The sequence below is a fragment of the Streptomyces sp. NPDC051051 genome (assembly GCF_040682975.1).
In the GTDB taxonomy this organism is placed as follows: Bacteria; Actinomycetota; Actinomycetes; order Streptomycetales; family Streptomycetaceae; genus Streptomyces.
In genome coordinates, this window is the sequence record NZ_JBFBCB010000010.1 from 34,456 (window position 1) to 52,234 (window position 17,779).

General features: G+C 71.3%; 22 protein-coding genes. All 22 read left to right on the forward strand.

From position 1 onward, the window contains the following. Window positions 1-68: 68 nt before the first annotated feature. The 22 genes from AB0N31_RS10330 (at window position 69) to AB0N31_RS10435 (ending at window position 17,748) form a co-directional block, all read left to right on the forward strand. On the forward strand, window positions 69-311 hold the full coding sequence (locus tag AB0N31_RS10330; RefSeq protein ID WP_366057975.1) for a MerR family transcriptional regulator: 243 nt from the start codon (window positions 69-71) through the stop codon (window positions 309-311). 209 nt (window positions 312-520) lie between these two features. After that, window positions 521-958, forward strand: a complete 438-nt coding sequence (locus AB0N31_RS10335) for a hypothetical protein (protein ID WP_366057976.1) — start codon at window positions 521-523, stop codon at window positions 956-958. A 66-nt stretch (window positions 959-1,024) separates the two neighbouring features. Further along, the gene (locus AB0N31_RS10340; protein ID WP_366057977.1) at window positions 1,025-1,318 is read left to right on the forward strand and encodes an HNH endonuclease; all 294 of its coding nucleotides are present in this window, start codon (window positions 1,025-1,027) and stop codon (window positions 1,316-1,318) included. Window positions 1,319-1,522: 204 nt separating this feature from the next. After that, a complete protein-coding gene (locus AB0N31_RS10345; RefSeq protein WP_366057978.1) occupies window positions 1,523-1,837 on the forward strand; it encodes a hypothetical protein in 315 nt (104 codons plus the stop codon). 109 nt (window positions 1,838-1,946) lie between these two features. Then, on the forward strand, window positions 1,947-2,483 hold the full coding sequence (locus tag AB0N31_RS10350; protein ID WP_366057979.1) for a helix-turn-helix domain-containing protein: 537 nt from the start codon (window positions 1,947-1,949) through the stop codon (window positions 2,481-2,483). After that, window positions 2,449-3,990, forward strand: a complete 1,542-nt coding sequence (locus tag AB0N31_RS10355) for a terminase (RefSeq protein ID WP_366057980.1) — start codon at window positions 2,449-2,451, stop codon at window positions 3,988-3,990. Before AB0N31_RS10350 ends, AB0N31_RS10355 begins: the two co-directional genes overlap by 35 nt. Window positions 3,991-4,002: 12 nt before the next feature. Continuing rightward, window positions 4,003-5,217, forward strand: coding sequence for a phage portal protein (locus AB0N31_RS10360; protein ID WP_366057981.1), 1,215 nt, complete (start codon window positions 4,003-4,005; stop codon window positions 5,215-5,217). Then, the gene (locus AB0N31_RS10365) at window positions 5,214-5,891 is read left to right on the forward strand and encodes an HK97 family phage prohead protease (RefSeq protein ID WP_366057982.1); all 678 of its coding nucleotides are present in this window, start codon (window positions 5,214-5,216) and stop codon (window positions 5,889-5,891) included. The genes AB0N31_RS10360 and AB0N31_RS10365 overlap by 4 nt, the downstream gene beginning before the upstream one ends. Continuing rightward, window positions 5,888-6,178: a hypothetical protein gene (locus AB0N31_RS10370; RefSeq protein WP_366057983.1), complete on the forward strand. Its 291-nt coding sequence runs from the start codon at window positions 5,888-5,890 to the stop codon at window positions 6,176-6,178. The genes AB0N31_RS10365 and AB0N31_RS10370 overlap by 4 nt, the downstream gene beginning before the upstream one ends. 136 nt (window positions 6,179-6,314) lie before the next feature. Continuing rightward, window positions 6,315-7,706 (forward strand): hypothetical protein, encoded by a 1,392-nt coding sequence (locus tag AB0N31_RS10375; RefSeq protein WP_366057984.1) that lies wholly within the window; start codon window positions 6,315-6,317, stop codon window positions 7,704-7,706. An 11-nt stretch (window positions 7,707-7,717) separates the two neighbouring features. Beyond that, complete coding sequence (locus AB0N31_RS10380) at window positions 7,718-7,909, forward strand: hypothetical protein (protein ID WP_366057985.1); 192 nt, start codon at window positions 7,718-7,720, stop codon at window positions 7,907-7,909. A 68-nt stretch (window positions 7,910-7,977) separates the two neighbouring features. Continuing rightward, complete coding sequence (locus tag AB0N31_RS10385) at window positions 7,978-8,187, forward strand: hypothetical protein (RefSeq protein WP_366057986.1); 210 nt, start codon at window positions 7,978-7,980, stop codon at window positions 8,185-8,187. 1 nt (window position 8,188) lies between these two features. Then, on the forward strand, window positions 8,189-8,782 hold the full coding sequence (locus AB0N31_RS10390) for a phage gp6-like head-tail connector protein (protein WP_366057987.1): 594 nt from the start codon (window positions 8,189-8,191) through the stop codon (window positions 8,780-8,782). Window positions 8,783-8,793: 11 nt separating this feature from the next. Continuing rightward, entirely contained in the window at window positions 8,794-9,243 is a 450-nt protein-coding gene (locus AB0N31_RS10395) for a hypothetical protein (protein ID WP_366057988.1), read from the forward strand. Beyond that, complete coding sequence (locus AB0N31_RS10400; RefSeq protein ID WP_366057989.1) at window positions 9,240-9,449, forward strand: hypothetical protein; 210 nt, start codon at window positions 9,240-9,242, stop codon at window positions 9,447-9,449. The genes AB0N31_RS10395 and AB0N31_RS10400 overlap by 4 nt, the downstream gene beginning before the upstream one ends. Then, window positions 9,446-10,183: a hypothetical protein gene (locus AB0N31_RS10405; RefSeq protein WP_366057990.1), complete on the forward strand. Its 738-nt coding sequence runs from the start codon at window positions 9,446-9,448 to the stop codon at window positions 10,181-10,183. The genes AB0N31_RS10400 and AB0N31_RS10405 overlap by 4 nt, the downstream gene beginning before the upstream one ends. 63 nt (window positions 10,184-10,246) lie before the next feature. Beyond that, window positions 10,247-10,657 carry a phage tail tube protein gene (locus tag AB0N31_RS10410; protein ID WP_366057991.1) on the forward strand — a complete coding sequence of 137 codons (411 nt, stop codon included), beginning with the start codon at window positions 10,247-10,249 and terminating at the stop codon, window positions 10,655-10,657. Beyond that, on the forward strand, window positions 10,657-11,169 hold the full coding sequence (locus AB0N31_RS10415) for a hypothetical protein (RefSeq protein ID WP_366057992.1): 513 nt from the start codon (window positions 10,657-10,659) through the stop codon (window positions 11,167-11,169). The genes AB0N31_RS10410 and AB0N31_RS10415 overlap by 1 nt, the downstream gene beginning before the upstream one ends. A gap of 10 nt (window positions 11,170-11,179) precedes the next feature. Continuing rightward, the gene (locus AB0N31_RS10420; RefSeq protein ID WP_366057993.1) at window positions 11,180-11,593 is read left to right on the forward strand and encodes a hypothetical protein; all 414 of its coding nucleotides are present in this window, start codon (window positions 11,180-11,182) and stop codon (window positions 11,591-11,593) included. Window positions 11,594-11,772: 179 nt separating this feature from the next. Beyond that, entirely contained in the window at window positions 11,773-14,091 is a 2,319-nt protein-coding gene (locus AB0N31_RS10425; protein WP_366057994.1) for a phage tail tape measure protein, read from the forward strand. 16 nt (window positions 14,092-14,107) lie between these two features. Beyond that, the gene (locus AB0N31_RS10430; protein WP_366057995.1) at window positions 14,108-17,299 is read left to right on the forward strand and encodes a hypothetical protein; all 3,192 of its coding nucleotides are present in this window, start codon (window positions 14,108-14,110) and stop codon (window positions 17,297-17,299) included. 11 nt (window positions 17,300-17,310) lie between these two features. Further along, the gene (locus AB0N31_RS10435; RefSeq protein WP_366057996.1) at window positions 17,311-17,748 is read left to right on the forward strand and encodes a hypothetical protein; all 438 of its coding nucleotides are present in this window, start codon (window positions 17,311-17,313) and stop codon (window positions 17,746-17,748) included. Window positions 17,749-17,779 lie beyond the last annotated feature (31 nt).

Here is a 17,779-nt window from a genome sequence, read left to right on the forward strand (position 1 = left end):
GAACATCGGCAGCCCCGGACCCCCACGGGCCCGTGGCTGCGGCACATCTCAGGGAAGGAAGGCGGCACATGAGCGACCTCTACACCGGCACCCAAGCCGCCGCCCTCGCCACCCGATGGCGACGCACCGTGAGCGCCAACGCCGCCGCCGTCAGCCGCTCCGCCATCTGCCACTGGGTCCGACGCGGCCACCTCACCGCCGCCGGCCTCGACGACCAGAACCGCCCCCTCTACGCCCTCCCCGACATCGCCCGCGCCGAGAAAGCCACCCGCGGCCGCGCCCTCCGCCTCGTCGGCATCGGCACCCCCTGAACGGTGCGGGGCCGCGTCCGACCCTCCCAGCCCGTTGGACGGCGCGCCCCAGGCAAGGCCGTCACGGACCGGCGCGGCTCCGGCGGCCCCGCACCCCGCCCTGCAGACGCGAGACCGAACACGCGTCACAGGCTCGTCACAACGCCACCACGCCCCCCGCACGCCCCGCATGATGGCCCCTCACCACACACCAGTCCCTGGGGGGAACCATGCGCACCCGTACCGCCACCGCCACGGCGGCCGCCGTCCTCGGCGTACTCGCCGTCACCGGCTGCAGCAGCACCGACGACAAAGCCACCGCCAAGCCCACGCCGAGCACCACCCAGTCCGGACTCACGGACGAACAGAGGGCCCAGGCACGCGAGGCAGCCGGCTTGCCGCCCACGCCCCAGGCCGCCGACTGGAAGGCCTACATCAAGGCCCTCGACGCCCTCGACCCCGACATCGTCCACGGCAAGGAAGACAAGGCCGTCAGCCGGGGCATCGACACCTGCAGTGCCTACAAGCGCTACCCCGGCGACAGCGCCCAGCAGGTGAAGGTCACCCGCATGCGCTTCACGTCGCCCACGCACCCCGAGGGCCGCGACGCCACCACCGCGCAGAAGATCCTCGACGTGGCGCACAAGCACATCTGCCCCACCTACTGAGCCCAGCGCCCACCGGCCCGGTCCCTCGCAGAGCGGCCGGGCCTCACCACGTCCAAGGGGAGGCACGTGGCCACCGACCGCGCCGAACTCACCGGCTACCAGTTCAGACAGCTACGCGCCCGGATCCTGCGCGAGAGCGACGTGTGCATCGTGTGCGGCCACGGCCATGCCGACGCCGTCGACCACATCCACCCCGTCAGCAAGGGCGGCGCCCGCCTCGACCCCGACAACCTCGCCCCCATCCACGGCGTGGCCGGCTGCCCCATCTGCCTCCGCCGCTGCAACAACGAGAAGGGCGACCGGCCCCTGGCCGACGTCGTCCAGCTCCACACCAGCGTCGACTGGTTCGCCGGACCGTAGAGAGGACGCCATGCTCGGGCTGCTGCGCCGCATCGCCCGGCGGTGCGAAACCCACGACCGCCCGTCCTACCCACGCATCCGGGACCTGGAGGCCAGCCTCGGCCTGGCGCCCAGCGCCCCGCCAGCCAGCCTGGTCGACGCCCTGTGCGATCCCGCGCTCATCGACTGCGGTCACGCCTGGTGCCGCAGCCGAAGGAGGTAACCGTGCCCGCTGACTACGACACCCCATACGGCCCGCGCACGGCGGTAGCCGAGTGGCTGTGTGCCAACGACGTCGACCCCAACGGTGTGCCGATCGAGGGACCGATCACCATCGAGCCGTTGACTCTCGGCGGTCAGCGCTGCATCCGCTACGACGCGCTGCTGCGCAACGAGGACGGCCACCTCTACGTGGACCCGGCCACGGGCGAGGCAGCCCGCGAGGAACGGACCGCAATCCTCAAGGTGGCGCCACCTGAAAACGTGCAGGTCAGAGACGAATCTGACGAGATCTCCGAGGAAATCGACGGAGTTTTTTAGGAAAGATCATCTCCTCAACCCCGCGCCCAGCTTTTATTTTTCTCTCCCCGGGCCGGCCAGGCCCCCGCCATGATCGCGGGCTGACCCTCGGCGTACAGAGGAGGCGATGATGGCGGCTCGGGCCATCCAGATTGGCGAGTCCGGCGCGCACTTCGCGGGCGCCGTCGTCGAGCACCGCCAGCGCCGCGGCTGGGACCAGGCCCACCTCGCCGGCCGCATCACCGACGCCGGCCGCGCCATGAGCACATCGGTCCTCGGCAAGATCGAGTCGGGTGCGCGCCGCGTCGACGTCGACGACCTGGCGGCGATCGCGGCCGCCCTCGACGTCGCGCCGCAGCAGCTGCTGCCCGGCGCCGACACCCCGGCCAGCGATCCGTCCGGGGCAGCCACCCGGCCGGGCCCGGTGCAGGCCCGGGTGCTGGAGGACATCGCCGCACTCGGAGACCTGGAGACCCTCGACACCACCGCCCCCACACTGGCCGCCATCGCCGTGCGGCTCGCCGCCGAGGTCGATGCGCCGGCGTCCCTCGGTAACTCGCTGCAAGGGCTGTCCAAGGAGCTGCGCCAGGTCCTCGCTGATCTGCGCTCCCTCTCGCCGGAGGAGCCGGACGATGACGACCTCGACGATCTGGCGACCCCCGACTGAGTTCACCGAGGACCTGCGCGAGCGGTACGGGCTGACCTGCCCCCCGGTGTGGGGCACCCCGCGCCGCCCCGACTTCCTGACGCTAGGCGGCAAGGTCGCCAAGGTCATGGAGCGCCTGGGCTACAAGCCGATGCCGTGGCAGCGGTACGTGTGGGACGTCGCCCTCGAGATCGACCCGGTCACGGGGAACTTCTGGTATCGGCACGTGGGCCTGTCCGTCCCCCGGCAGCAGGGCAAGACCCAGGGCCTGCTCGCCGTCATGGTCCACCGCGCCCAGGCGTTCCGGCGGCAGCGCATCGTCTACGCCGCCCAGAACCGGACCATGGCGCGCGAGCGCCTGGAAGACGAGTTCTGGGCGACGATCGAGATCAGCCGGCTGGCCCGCAGGTTCTTCATCCGCAAGGCCAACGGGCGCGAGGCGATCATCAGCCGGACGACCCGTTCCCGCATCGGCATCACCGCCAACACCGAGTCCGCCGGCCACGGGCCCTCGCTCAACCTCGGCCTGATGGATGAGCTGTTCGCCCACGTCGACGACCGGCTGGAGCAGGCATTCTCGCCGGCCATGCTGACGCTCGAGGAAGCACAGCTGTGGTGGGCGTCCGCCGGCGGCACCGAGAAGTCGGTGCCGCTGAACAAGAAGCGCGCGGCCGGCCGGGCGATGATCGAAGAGCTGTGGGAGACCGGTGTGTTCCCGCGCACCGCGTACTTCGAGTGGTTCGCCCCGGACGACCTGGACCGGGCGGACCCGGCGACCTGGCGGGCCACGCTACCCGCGCTCGGCTACACCGTCTCCGAGGCCGTCATCCAGCACGAGCTCGACACGATGGACCCGGCCGAGTTCGACCGCGCCTACCTCAACCGCACCCGCAAGAAGACCCCGCCGCCTGACGTCAACGTGCCCGCGGCCGCTTGGCCCGCGCTCACCGACAAGACCAGCCGGCCGGTGCAGGCCAGCGTGGCGCTGGCGCTGGACGTCGCGCAGGACCGCAAGCATGCATCTATCAGCGCGGCCTCGCTGCGGCCGGACGGTCGGGTGCACCTGGAGGTCGTGGCGCACCGGCCCGGCACGGACTGGGTAGTGCCCGCGATGGCGCGGCTGCACCGGCTGTGGGACCCAGTCGCCGTGGCGGTCGCATCCTCCGGGGCGCCGGCCGCCTCGCTGATCGACGACCTGATTGCGGCGGGCATCGACGTGCCGAAGGACAAGGACAAGCCGCAGCGCGGGGACCTGGCCGTCATGCGCGCGGGGGACATCGCCGAGGCGTGCGGGCAGATGGCTGACGCCATGAACCAGGGGACGATCCGGCACCTGGACCAGGTGCCGTTCACCGCCGCGGTGACCGGCGCCCGGACCCGCCGCGTCGGGGACGCCTGGACGCTCGACCGAACCAACAGCCTGACCGAGGTCAGCCCGTTCGCCGCGGCGATCTTCGCCCGGTGGGCACTGGTCATCCGAGGGCCGCACGTGATCGACGACTACGACATCGCGGACTCGTTCGCGTGAGGGGAGGTGGACATGGGCGCCTGGTCCAGGCTCAAGGGCGCGTTCACCCGGGACGCCCAGATCGGCTCCGCCGAGGACGCCCTGACGCAGTCGCGGGAGCGGCGCTCCAGCCGGGTGCACGTCACCAGCGAAACGGCGCTGCGCAACAGCGCGGTGTGGGCGTGCCTGCGGCTGCGGGCCGACCTGATGTCCAGCTTCCCGATCGACGTCTACCGGTACGTCAACGGCATCCAGGTCGAGGTGCCCAAGCCTCCGGTCCTGGTCTCGCCGGGCGGCACCGAGGTCGGCATGAAGGAGTGGATGTACTCCACTGAGTTCGACCTCGACCGGGGCGGCAACTGCTTCGGGATCATCACTGAGCGGTCCGGGGTGATCGGCCCGGACGGGCGCGGCCTGCCCGGCCGGGTCGACCTCGTCGAGCTGGGTTCGGTATCGGTCCGCGGCAACGGTTCGACGATCACGAAGTTCGTGATCGGCGGCAAGGAGTACGAGCCGTGGGAGGTCTGGCATGAGAAGCAGTACACCGTCGCCGGTTGCCCGCTCGGTCTGTCGCCGGTGGCGTTCGCCGCGTGGACGATCGAGGAGTCTCTGTCCGCCCAGCAGTTCGCCCGCGACTGGTTCGCCGGCGGGGCGGTGCCGCTGGCTGAGCTGAAGAACAACCAGAAGACCGTCGACAAGGACAACGCCCGGATCGCCCGTGAGCAGTTCCGCGCCGCCGTCGACAGCTCTGGCCTGTTCGTCCACGGCATGGACTGGGAGTACAAGCCGATCCAGGCCGTCGCCTCGCAGTCCTCGTTCCTCGAGGCCCGCCAGTACGGAGCCTCCGACATCGCCCGCTTCTTCGGTGTCCCCGGCGACCTGGTCGACGTGGCCGTGTCGGGCAGCAGCATCACCTACGCCAACATCGGGCAGCGCAACCTCCAGTTCCTGATCATGAATCTGGGGCCGGCCGTCGGCCGCCGCGAGGACGCGTTCAGCCGCAAGCTCGTGTCCGGCCCGCGGTTCGTGAAGCTGAACACCGACGCACTGCTGCGCATGGACCCCGAGGCCCGGGCCCGCACGATCGGCTCGCAGATCACCAGCCGGATCCTCGCCCCCTCCGAGGCGCGCGCGCTGGAGAACCGGCCGCCGTTCACGGACGACCAGCTCGCCGAGTTCGACCGGCTGTTCGGCTCGCGGTCCGTCCCCGCCCAGCCCACCACCGCCGTACCGGGAGCACCGTCATGACCACACCCACGCTCGCCGCGGCTGCGGCGGAACGAGCCCAGCACATCCGTCAGCGCGCAGACCGCCCCTCGCAGCGGAGGTGCGCCGAGCACGCCGGCGCCCGGGCCACGGTCCGCGCCGCACTGTCCGGCGTCCAGGTCCGCGAGAGCGGCGACGCCGGCGGCACGCTGGAGTTCGTCGGCCGGGCTTCGGTGTACGAGCAGGCCTACGAGATGTGGGACATGTTCGGCCCGTACACCGAGATCGTCACCGAGGGGGCGGGCTCCGACTCGCTCGCCCGCGCGGACCTCGACGTGCCGCTCGTCCTCGGGCACGACCAGCTGCGGCGCCTGGCCCGCACCACCACCGGCACGCTGTTCCTCACCGAGAGCGCCGACGGCCTGGACGTGCGCGCGCCCGCTCTGGACCCGGCGGACTACGACGTCGCCTACATCGCGCCGAAGCTGCGGTCCGGCCTGGTCGACGAGATGTCCTTCGCGTTCCGCATCGAATCGGGCCAGTGGTCCCCGGACTACACCGAGTACCGGATCAACCGGTACGACATCCACCGCGGTGACGTCGCGATCGTCGGCTACGGCGCGAACCCCTACACCGGCGCGAGCATGCGCCAGCCCGCGGCCGCACCGACGTCGAGCCGCGCCCGCGCCCTCCTTGAGATTGCGCTCGCCCGATGACGCGCCGCATGCTCCGCCACCGCATCTTCGTCACCGGCGAGCCGCAGGTCCGCAACATCCACAGTGACCCGCTGCACGTCGCGGCCGAACGACTCGGTGTGAGCGAGGACGCCCCGCACGTCGTCGACTTCTGGGCTGAGGGCTCCCTCGAGGAACCGGGCGCCGACCGGACGTTCCTCGTCGTGGGCACCGGCCAGCCGATCCCCGACGGCGCCCGCTGGTGGGGCACCACCGCCCGCACCGCCGACGGCCTGGTCTGGCACCTCTACGAGCTGCCCCAGACCTGACCCTTCATTTTCCCGCCGCCCGGCGGGAGCTACTGCCCTGCGCTCTGCGCGCACGAGTCCACCCGGCGCACTGCCTCGGGTGGCCGTCTGTCTGGACCGGGGCGCCTGGAATCCATACTCAGAGAGGACCGACGAGATGACTCTCGCCGAGCTGATCGCCCAGGCGCGCACCGCGCTGGACACGGCGATCACCGCACGCCAGCAGGAGCAGGACGCGCTGATGGCGCTGCGCTCCGACGACAACCTGATCGAAGAGGCGGTGGCCGCGCAGGTCGCCCGCCGTGACGCCGCGGACGCGGAGGTCACCCGCCGCCAGGAGGCCCTCGCCGGCCTGGAGGCGGAGCAGGTCCGCGAGGACGAGCTGGCCGCGCTGCAGGCCCGCACCGTCCCGGCTGCCACCCGGGCTCCGGCCTACGACCAGGTCCACCGCGTCGGGCAGGACGAGCGCACCTACCGGCCCGACCAGGACCGGCGCGGCGCCGCCTTCGAGCGGGACGTCGCGGCCGCGTTCATCGGCGACTACGACGCCCAGGCCCGCCTCGCCCGGCACATGCAGGAGGAGCGCGTCGAGCGCGGCGACCAGCTCCAGCGCGCCGTGGGTACCGGGGCGTTCGCTGGCCTGGTCGTGCCGCAGTACCTGACCGACATGTACGCCCCGGCCGCCCAGGCGAACCGTCCGTTCGCGGACGCCATCCGCCGCCACGACCTCCCGCCGCAGGGCATGCAGGTCAACATCTCCCGCGTCACGACCGGCTCGTCCGTCGACCTCCAGTCGGCGGAGAACGCGGCCGTGGCCGAGCAGGACATGGACGACACGAACCTGTCGATCCCGGTCCAGACCGCGGCGGGCCAGCAGACCATCGCCAGGCAGGCCGTCGAGCGCGGCGCCGGCGTCGAGGCCGTCGTCCTCGACGACCTGTTCCGCCGGTACAACACCAACCTCGACAACAAGCTGCTGAACCAGGCCGCCACGGGCCTGACGAACGTGGCCACCGCCGTCGCCTACACCAGTGGTTCGCCGACCGCGACCGCGCTGTACCCGAAGGTCATCGAGGGCCTCGCCGGGGTCGAGGGCGCCATGCTCGACATGGCGTCCGGCGACAACCTCGCGGTGATGCACTCCCGCCGCTGGTACTGGATGCAGAACGCGCTGGGCTCCACCTGGCCGCTGATCACCCAGCCGGGGATCATCGCCCAGACCCTCGGCGCGAACTACGCCACCGCCTACGGGCGCGGCATCCGGGGCGTCCTGCCCAACGGCACGCCGGTCGTCGTCGACAACAACATCGCGACGAACCTCGGCGCGGGCACGAACGAGGACGAGATCTACCTCGTCGACCGGCAGGAGTGCCACCTGTGGGAGGACCCCGACGCCCCGATGTACATCCGGGCGGAGCAGGCCAAGGCGGCCTCGCTGGGTGTCCTGCTGGTGGTCTACGGCTACTTCGCCTACACCCACCAGCGCTACGCCCACGCCCGCAAGATCGGCGGGACCGGCCTGGTCGCGCCGGCCTTCACCGGCCAGTAAGGGGCGCTCAGATGGCGTGCAACGTCGAGACCTTCGCGTACCCGGCCTGGTGGTCGGGGGCTTCCACCGTGCAGATCAGCTACGTCAGCGGCGGCTTCACCACGGTCAACCGGGCCGACGTGGAGTTCCTGCCGCAGGGCGTGTCCACGGCGGCCGGTCTGCTGGTGCCGTGGGCGAACGTCAAGGACGTGCAGCTCGTCTGACCATGCCCGTCACGTGGTGCCCGCTCTCACCCCGGGGGCGGGCACCCGCTCAACGCAGGAGCCAAGCAATGACCGAAGACACGATGATCGCTGCCCTTCTCCGTGAGCGGGAAGGGTACGCGGGCCTGGGCCTGGACGACCGCGTCGCCGAGGTCGACGAGCAGTTGCGGCTGCGCGGCGTGCAGCCGCCCGCCGCCGTCCGTGACGTGCCCGCCGGGCCGTCCACCCGCACGACGCCGCCGAAGGGCCGCCGGGTCCGGGGCGCCGAGCAGGCCTGACGTGGCCAACGAGTACGTCACCCTTGAGGAGCTGAAGGCCCAGTTCGGCATCGAGCCTGGCGACACCAGCCGGGACGCGCAGCTGAACCGGGCCCGTGCCTCCGCGTCCCGCAGCATCGACAAGACCACCGGCCGCCGCTTCTGGCTCGACGAGGCTCCGGTGCAGCGGGTGTTCAACCCGCGGGGCCGCATCGTGCGCGAGGACGACGGGGACCTGTTCCTCGTCGACGACATCGGCAGCGCCGAGGGCCTGGTCGTCGAGACCGGCTCGGGCTCGTCGTGGTCGGCGGTCACCGCCTACGAGACGAGCCCCGACAACGCGCTGGCCGACGGCCGGCCCGTCACCGGACTGTTCCGCTCGCTCGGCACGTGGGGCACGTCGACGGGGCGTCTGCGGATCACCGCCCGCTTCGGCTGGCCGGCGGTCCCGGACGACATCCACGAAGCCGCCCTCATCCAGGCCTCCCGCCTCTTCAAGCGGAAGGACAGCCCCGAGGGCATCATCGGCTCGGCCGAGTGGGGCGTGCGCAACCTGTCCCGCCGGGACCCGGACGTGTGGAACCTCATCGAGCCGTACATCATCCCCGGGTTCTGAGAGGAGGCAGCGTGCAGATCTCCGCCGTGCGTGAGGCGATCGCCGAAGCGGCCCGCTACGTGGTCCTGCCCGAAGGCGTCGGCAAGCTCACCTGCTCCGGCTACGTGCCGGACGCCGTGACCGCGCCGCACTTCTTCGTCGCCGAGTACGAGCAGCTATTCGACCGGGCCATGAGCCGCGGCCTGGACGAACTGACCTTCACCAGCCGTGTCCTGGTGGGCAGGGCTGACGACCGGGCAGCTCAGCGGATCCTCGACGCGATGCTGTCCGGCTCGGGCCCGGCCTCGCTGAAGCAGACGATCGAACTCGCGCGAGGGGCGCCCGGCGAGTACGCCCTGGGCGGCCTCGCCCACGACCTGCACGTGATGCGCGTGCAGGGCTACCGCTGGTACGAGCACGCCGGCACCACCTACGTCGGCGCCGAACTGATGATCAAGATCATCGGACAGGGGGACGGATGAGGATCCGCATGCTGGTCGCCATGCCCGAAGGTGCCGCCCGCAACGGCGAGCCGTGGCCGGCCGAGGGCGAGGAGGTGGATCTGCCGACCGCTGAGGCCGCGCACCTGGTCGCCTCCGGCGTCGCCGAGGAAGTCGCCGCCGATGCGGAGCCTCCGGCCGCGCCGCGCCGGCGCCGGGCGGCCCACCCCGAGGGCGAGGCGACATGAGCAAGACCGTCCTGCTCAACGTCCGCACCTTCGCCGCGGGCGTCGACCTCACCGGAGCGTCCAACAAGATCGAGCTGTCCGCCGAGGTCGAGGACAAGGACAGCACGAACTACGCCAGCCAGGGCTGGACGGAAGTCCTCGGCGGACTCCGCTCGGCCGAGCTGTCCGGCGAGGGCCAATGGGAAGCGGGCGACCCGAGCAAGGTCGACGACTCCTCATGGGCCCACCTCGGCACCGTCATCCCCTGGTCGGTCAGCGCGAACAACGGCGCCGCCGTCGGGGACCTGGCGTACTTCATGGCGGCGCTGCGCTCGGACTACAAGCTGTTCGAGGCGGTCGGGGAGGTTGCCCCCTGGTCCGGCACCGCGAAGTCGTCGTGGCCGCTGGTGCGCGGGCAGTTCGCCCACCCGCCCGGCACCGCCCGCACCGCGACCGGCACGGGCACCGCCCTCAACCTTGGCGTGGTCGCCGCCGGCAAGCGGCTGTACGCGGCGCTGCACGTCCTGTCCGTGGCCGGTACGACGCCGTCGCTGACGGCCCGTGTCGAGTCGGCTCCGGACAACACCTTCGCCGCGCCGACGACGCGGGCGACGTTCACCGCGGCGACGGCCGCCGGCGGCCAGGTCGCGCGCACCGACGGCACCGCGATCACCGACAGTTGGTGGCGGATCGCCTGGACCATCACCGGCACCACGCCGTCGTTCCTGTTCGTCGCCTCGCTCGGCATCCAGTAACCCCACACCACCCCGCGGCCCGGCCCCTGTCGGGTGTTTCGCCATGCCCTGGAAGGGGGCCCCATGCCCAAGATGGTTCTGCTCGCTCAGCACCTCACGCTGAACGGCACCGATCTGAAGGACTTCACCAAGAAGGCCGAGCTGTCCGTCGAGGTCGAGGACAAGGACGTCACCACCTACGCGTCGCTCGGGTGGAAGGTCGTCCTCGGTGGCCTTAAGTCGGGTGAACTCTCGTGCGAGTTCCTCCAGGACTTCGCCGCCTCGCAGCTCGACGCGATCATGTGGCCGCTGCTCGGGCAGGTCGTCCCGTTCACAGTCCGCGCGGACCAGGCCGCGGTCGGCACGTCCAACCCCCAGTACTCCGGCAACGTCCTCATCAAGGGGTGGAACCCCATCGAGGGCAGCGTGGGTGACGAGGCCACCGTGGGGCTGACGTTCCCCACCTCGGGGGCCGTGGCGAGGGCGACGACCTGATGGCCGGCGGGGGCCCGCCGTTCAGCCTCGGCGTGGAGACGCACGAGGGCCTGGCCGCTCTCACCCGTGCGATCCGTGCGGAGGAGGACGGGAAGCAGCTGCGCAAGGAGCTGGCCCGCGATATGCGCGAGGCGCTGAAGCCGGGGGCCGCCGCGGCGAAGAGCGCCGTCATGGCCGTCTCGTCGGCCGGCCTGCCCACGGCCCCCGCCCTGCGCTCGTCCGTCGCGAAGAAGATCCGGCCCGAGGTCAAGCTCGGCGGCCGCTGGAGCGGGGCCCGGGTGAAGGCCTTCAAGACAAAGAACATCCGCGGCTTCCCCAACGCGCCGAAGCGGCTGAACAGGGCGGGCGGCTGGCGGCACCCGGTGTACGGCAACCGCGAGATCTGGGTGCAGCAGCACGGCAAGACCGGCTGGTTCGACGAGGCATTCCAGGGGCGCGAGGGCGTCTACAAGCAGGCCGTCGAGGCGGCCATGGAGAACATGGCCCGGCGCATCGCCGACCGGGCCGGATGAGGAGAGACACGTGTTCCTGGTCTACACGCCCGAGGGGCAGGACGAGCCGACGCGCTGGAAGTACAACCCGCGCAAAATGATGTCCTCCGAACGGGAGAGCATCGAGCGCCTGACCGGCCGCACCTGGACGGAGTTCACCAAGGACGTCGTCCAGGGATCGAGCCTGTGCCGGCGCGCGCTGCTGTTCACCTTCCTCAAGCGCGACCACCCCGGCGCCGTGAAGTTCGACGACGTCGACTTCGCGTGGGACGAGCTGTCGCTGGAGTACTCCCGGGGCGAGCTGCGGCAGATGCGCGAGGCCGCCGAGGAAGGGGCCAGCGCCGAGATGCGGCCGATGATCCTGGCCCGCCTCGACGAGCAGATCGCCGCCGCGGCGGAGGACCCGGAGGAAGAGGGAAAAGCCCAGCCGCCCGTCGCCGAGTAGCGCGCTACGGCGACGCGGCCCGCCTGCTGTCCATCCGCCCGTGGGAGTGGGAGCTCCTGACGGTCGAGCAGGAAGACGCCGTCCTGTCCTGGCTGGACGCCTACGAGGAAGCGCAGACCAAGGCGCTCGAACAGATGAAGAGCAGGGGCCGCTAGCCCCCTGACCACAGGGGGTGCGCGGTGAGCGATACGTCGCTGGTGTTCAACCTCGTCGCGAGGGACAACACCGAGCAGGGTCTGTCGTCCGCGCGCGAGCGGTTCGACACCGCGGCCACCGGCATCGGTGCCGGTGTCGCGGCCGCGCTCGGCGTCAGCCTGGCACAGGAGATCAACACGGACGCGGCCAACGCCAAGCTGGCCGCGCAGCTCAGCCTCGGCCCGCAGGAAGCGGCCGACGTCGCGAAGGTCTCAGCATCGGTCTACCAGAACGCCTGGGGCGACTCGGTCGACACCGTGAACCTGGCGATCAAGGGCGTCTACCAGAACATCGGCGACACCTCCGCCGCCGAGGGCGGCCTTGAGGGCGTGACCACCAAGGTCACTGCACTGGCCGAGACCTTCGACCAAGACCTGACGATGGCGACCGCGGCCGCCGGACAGATGGTCCGCACCGGCCTGGCGGACAACGTCGACGAGGCCCTCGACATTCTCGCGGCCGGGCTCGGCACCGCGGCCGACAAGTCCGGCGACCTGCTGGAGACCTTCAACGAGTACTCCACCCAGTTCCGCCGGCTGGGCATCGACGGCCAGACCGCCACCGGCCTGATCTCCCAGGGCCTGGAGAACGGCGCCCGCGACGCCGACCAAGTCGCGGACGCACTCGGCCAGTTCGGCGAGCGCGCCCTGGCCGGCGGCACCGCAGTCGACACCGCCTACAAGAGCATCGGCCTGTCCGCCTCCGACATGGCGAAGATGATCGGCGCGGGCGGGGACAGCGCCGAGCAGGCCCTGTCGATGACCCTCGACGCGCTGCGCGGGACAACGGACGAGCAGACCAGGCTGAACGCCGCGGCCGCCCTGTTCGGCGACCCGGCCAACGTCATGGGTGACGCCCTGTACGCGCTCGACCCGGCGACGGCGGCGGCCGCCTCGGGCATGGACAAGGCGGACGGCGCCGCCGACCGGCTGACCGAGACCATGGGCGACAGCGCGGCCAAGAGCCTGGAGCGCTTCAAGCGGCAGGCGCTCGGCAAACTCGGCGAGGTCACCGGCGGCTTCGTCTCGTTCGCGATGGACAACCAGGCCGTGTTCGAGCCGCTCGCCTACACCCTGGCCGGGCTGGCCGCCACGGTGCTGGTGGTGCGCGGCGCGATGATGACGTACTCGGCTATCTCCACCGTGGTCACCGCGGCGCACACCGTCATGACCGCCTCGACGTGGGGCGTGATCGGCGGCTGGCTGCGGATGAACGCCGTGGGCCTGGGCGTCTACCTGCGGCTCGGCGCGGCCGCCACGCTGTCGGCGCTGCGGACCGCCGCGGCGTGGACCGGCTCCGCCCTGGTGTCGATCGGTACCTGGATCCTGGCCGTCATCCGCGCCGGCGTCACCGCCGCCGTGCAGTTCACGCTGATGGCCGCGCGGGCGGTCGCCTGGGCCGCGGTCATGGCCGCCCAGTGGCTGATCGCCATGGGCCCCATCGGCTGGATCATCCTCGCCGTCGCCGCCCTGGTCGCGCTGATCGTCGTGTACTGGGACCAGATCAAGGCCTGGACCCTGGCCGCCTGGAACTGGGTGGTGGACAAGCTGATCTGGGCGAAGGACATGATGATCAATGCGTTCATGAACTTCACCCTGATCGGACTGCTGATCAAGCACTGGTCCTCGATCAAGAGCACGGCCGCGTCCTGGTGGAACGCGCTCGTCACCTGGATCAAGGGCGTGCCCGGGCGGATCTACAACCTGTGGCTGAACTGGACGCTGGCCGGACTGATCGTCAAGCACTGGCAGTCCGCCAAGCAGGGCACGATCACCAAGGCCAACGAGATGATCGCCTACGTGCGCGGCCTGCCCGGCCGGATCAAGAGCGGCCTCGGCAACCTCGGCAGCCTGCTGTGGAACTCCGGCTCCGCCCTCATCAGCGGCTTCATCAACGGCATCAAGTCGCGGATCGGCTCCGTGCGCGACGCGGCCAGTGACATCGTCTCCGCGGCCCGGGACTTCTTCCCGTTCTCCCCCGCCAAGACCGGCCCGTTCTCCGGCCGCGGCTACACCAGCTACTCCGGCCAAGCCCTCGTCGAGGACTTCCAGCAGGGCATCGCGGGCCGGATCCCGGCACTGCGCGCCGAGCTGGACGCCATGCCCGGCGTGGCCCCGCAGTCCGTGCAGCCCGCCCCGCTCGGCCTGGGCATGGCACCCGTCCTGGGCATGGCCGCGGGCGGAGGCACGGCCCGCGTCATCCTCGACGTGCGCGGCGCCGACGAGGACTGGAAGCGCCTGCTCCGCAAGATGATCCGCGTCGACGGACGCGGCAGCGCCGACGGCCTCGTCGGCCGGCGATAGGAAGGAGACATCCGCGGTGGCGTTCCCCCAGACCCCGCTCGACATCCAGGCGGACCTCAAGATCGACGGCGTATGGCAGCCCATCACCGCGGACGTCTACACCCGCGACCTGATGACGATCGTGCGCGGCCGCCCCGACGAGGGCGCCCGCACCGACCCGGGCAAGTGCAAACTGACCTTCAACAATGGGGCCAGCAAGGTCGCGCCGGGCGTCTCCGGCCGCTACAGCCAGGGCAACCCGCTCTCCGACCTGTACGGGAAGATCGGCCGCAACACGCCCGTGCGGGTGCACCTGCCCGCGGCCGAGGCGCACCTGGAACTGGACGGCGATGCGACCGGCACCGTCTCCACCCCGGACACCGCCGTGCTCGACATCACCGGCGACATCGACGTCCGCGCCGAGTTCGACATCGACATGACCGACACCGCCCTGAGCCAGGCCATCATCGGCAAGTGGGGGCCGACCCCAGCCGAGCGGTCCTGGACGCTGCGCGTCTTCAACGGGAACATCGTCTTCAACTGGCTGGACGCCGGCGCCGTCGTGCAGACCGCGTTCCTGACGGCGGCCTACTACGGCGGCCGCGCCCTGCGGGTCACCCTCGACGTCGACAACGGCGCGGGCGGTCTGACCCTGCGCTGGTACCAGGCCGACTCCCTGGACGGCCCGTGGGAGCAGATCGGCGGCGACGCCGTCGGCGCGACCACGACCAGCATCCAGGCCACCAACAGCCCGCTGTACATCGGCCCCGCCGACGCCACCACCACCCCGCCGAGGAAGCCGTTCACCGGCATCGGCACCCGCTTCCAGGTCCGCTCCGGCATCGACGGCACGATCGTCGCCAGCCCGGACTTCCGTTCCCTGGCCGACGGCGCCACCTCGTTCGTCGACAGCGCGGGCCGGACCTGGACCGTCAACGGCACCGCCAAGGTACGGGCACGCGAGGACCGGTTCGTCGGGGAGATCTCCGCCTGGCCGCCACGCTGGGACGTCTCCGGCAACGACCGCTGGGTGCCGGTCGAGGCGGCCGGGGTGCTGCGCCGCTACGGCCGCGCGACCGCCCCGCTCGCCTCGACGCTGCGCCGCCGCATCCCCTCCGGGAACCCGGACGCCTACTGGCCGATGGAGGAAGGCTCCGGCGCCACCCAGGCCTACAGCCCCATCACCGGCGTCGCACCCATGACGGTGACCGGCCTGCAGTTCGCCGGCGTCGACACCCTGCCCGGATCAGAGGCGCTGCCCACGCTCGGCTCCGCGTCCACCGTGAAGGGCACCGTGCCGAGCGGCACGGCGACCGGCTGGCACGTCGAGATGGTCTACCGGCTGGAGGCCCTGCCCGCCACCCAGCAGCAGATCGCCTGCGTCCGCGTCTCCGGCTCCGCCATGGCGTACTGCACCGTCCTCGTCGGCACCGGCGGCATCCGCATCGAGGCCCGCGACTCCGACGACACGGTCCTCGGCTTCATCAACTACACCGACGCCGACGCCCTCGCCGCGCTCACCGGACCCTGGAACCGCCTGCAGATCTACACCTCCGCCAGCGGCGGCACGACGTTCCTGCACGCGTCCTGGCGCCGCACCGACGGGCTGGCCTCCTACTGGTTCGCGCGCACCTCCTTCACCGGCACGCCCGGCCGCGCCGCCCAGATCCTCGGCAGCTGGGGCTCCGACTTCCAGGGCATGAGCCTCGGGCACGTCGCGGTGTGGACCGGGGTCGCCGCGTCCCTCGCCTCCCCCTACCCGTCGGCCGTCACCACCTACGAGTCCGCCGACGACGGGTTCCTCGGCGAGTACGCCGGGACCCGGCTGCTGCGCCTGGCCAGCGAGGAGAACATCCCGCTGTCCGTGCGCGGCCTCATCACCGGGCAGGAGGCGATGGGCGCCCAGCGTCCCGCCCAGCTACTCGAACTGCTCGGCCAGGCCGCCGACTCCGACGGCGGCATCCTGATGGAGCACCGCGCCCGGCCGGCCCTGCGCTACCGCGGCCGCACCACCCTCTACAACCAGGCCCCGGCCCTCACCCTCAACTACGCCGCCGGCGGGGAAGTGGCGCCGCCGCTGGAGCCGCTGGACGACGACGCCGACGTGGTCAACGACGTCACCGTCCAGCGCATCGACGGCAGCGCGGGCCGCGCGGTCCTCGAAGACGGGCCGCTCTCCGTCAAGGCCCCGCCCGACGGGGTCGGCCTGTACGACAGCAGCATCCAGCGCTCCCTCGCCCGCGACGACCAGGCGCAGCCGATCGCCGCCTGGATGCTGCACCTGGGAACCTGGGACGCGCCCCGCTACCCGGTCGTCCACGTCAACCTCGCGGCCGCCCCGCACCTCATCCCGGCCCTCCTCAAAGTCGACCAGGGCGACCTGATCCGCATCACCAACCCGCCGCCGTGGCTGCCGCCCGGCGACATCAACCTGATCGTCCAGGGCTACACCGAGTCCTTCGACCAGTACGCCTGGGACGTCTTCTTCACCTGCACCCCGGCCGACCCCTGGACCGTGGCCGGCCTCGCCTACTACGAGGACTTCCAGGACACCACCTACGTCATCCCCTTCACCAACGGCGGCACCCTGCCCTGGACCCGCTCGCAGGCCCACTACAACAGCGGCACCTGGGCACTGCGCTCCGGGGCGATCACCAACAACCAGACGTCCGACGCCATCGTGGCCGTCCCGCCGGGCATGACCGAACTGCGGTTCTGGTACTGGACGTCCAGCGAAGCGTCCGGGCCCGGCTTCGAGGGCGACCGGCTGCTCGTCCTCGTCGACAGCGTCCAGGTCCTGCGCGCCCAGGGCATCACCCCGTGGACGCAGGCCATCGTCGACGTCACCGGCAAGAGCACCGTGACGTTCCGCTACGTGAAGGACAACAGCACGGCGGGCGGCGAGGACGCCGTCTACATCGACGACCTCTCCTTCACCGGCCGGGCCCCGGTGCGCGTGGACACCGACGGCTCCGCACTCACCGCCGGCATCTCGGCAACCGCCACCTCGATCTCCGTCACGACCACGTCCGGACCGGTGTGGACGCAGGACCCGGTAGAGCTCCCCCTCGACATCCGTGTGGGAGGCGAGGTCATGAAAGTCACCGGCATCACCGGCGCGTCCAGCCCGCAGACGTTCACGGTCGTCCGGTCGGTCAACGGCATCGTCAAGAACCACTCCGCAGGCACGGACGTGCGCCTCGCCCACCCCGCCTACCTGGCTCTCTGAAGGGAGAACACATGGCCTTCCTCGCAGGAGAGCGGCTCACCGCCGGACGCGCCAACCGGTTGCAGCCGCGGACGTACCCCATAGCGATCGGTACGGGCACCGTCCCCGCCTCGTCCACCAACGTGGACGTCACCGGCGCCACCATCACCCTGACCACCGAGATGCCGGGGGCGACCTTCAAGGCCTGGGCGGTCTTCGACTTCAACTCGCTGGGTGCGTCGGCCGGATCCTCGACAGGCCGTCTCGTGGTCGACGGCGCCAATCAGCTGCCGTTGGCGGTGTTCCGCCAGGACGCCGCCGCAGACCGCGGCACACACCCCCAGAGCTACGTCGGCACCCTCGCCGCAGCGGGCAGCCACACCTTCAAACTCATCGCGAGCACGTCCACGAACACGGAGTGCCTGGGCAGCAACTGCAGCCTCGTCGTCGAGATCACAGAGGTGGCCTGACCGGTCGCGTACCGTCCCGCACCCATCGCCC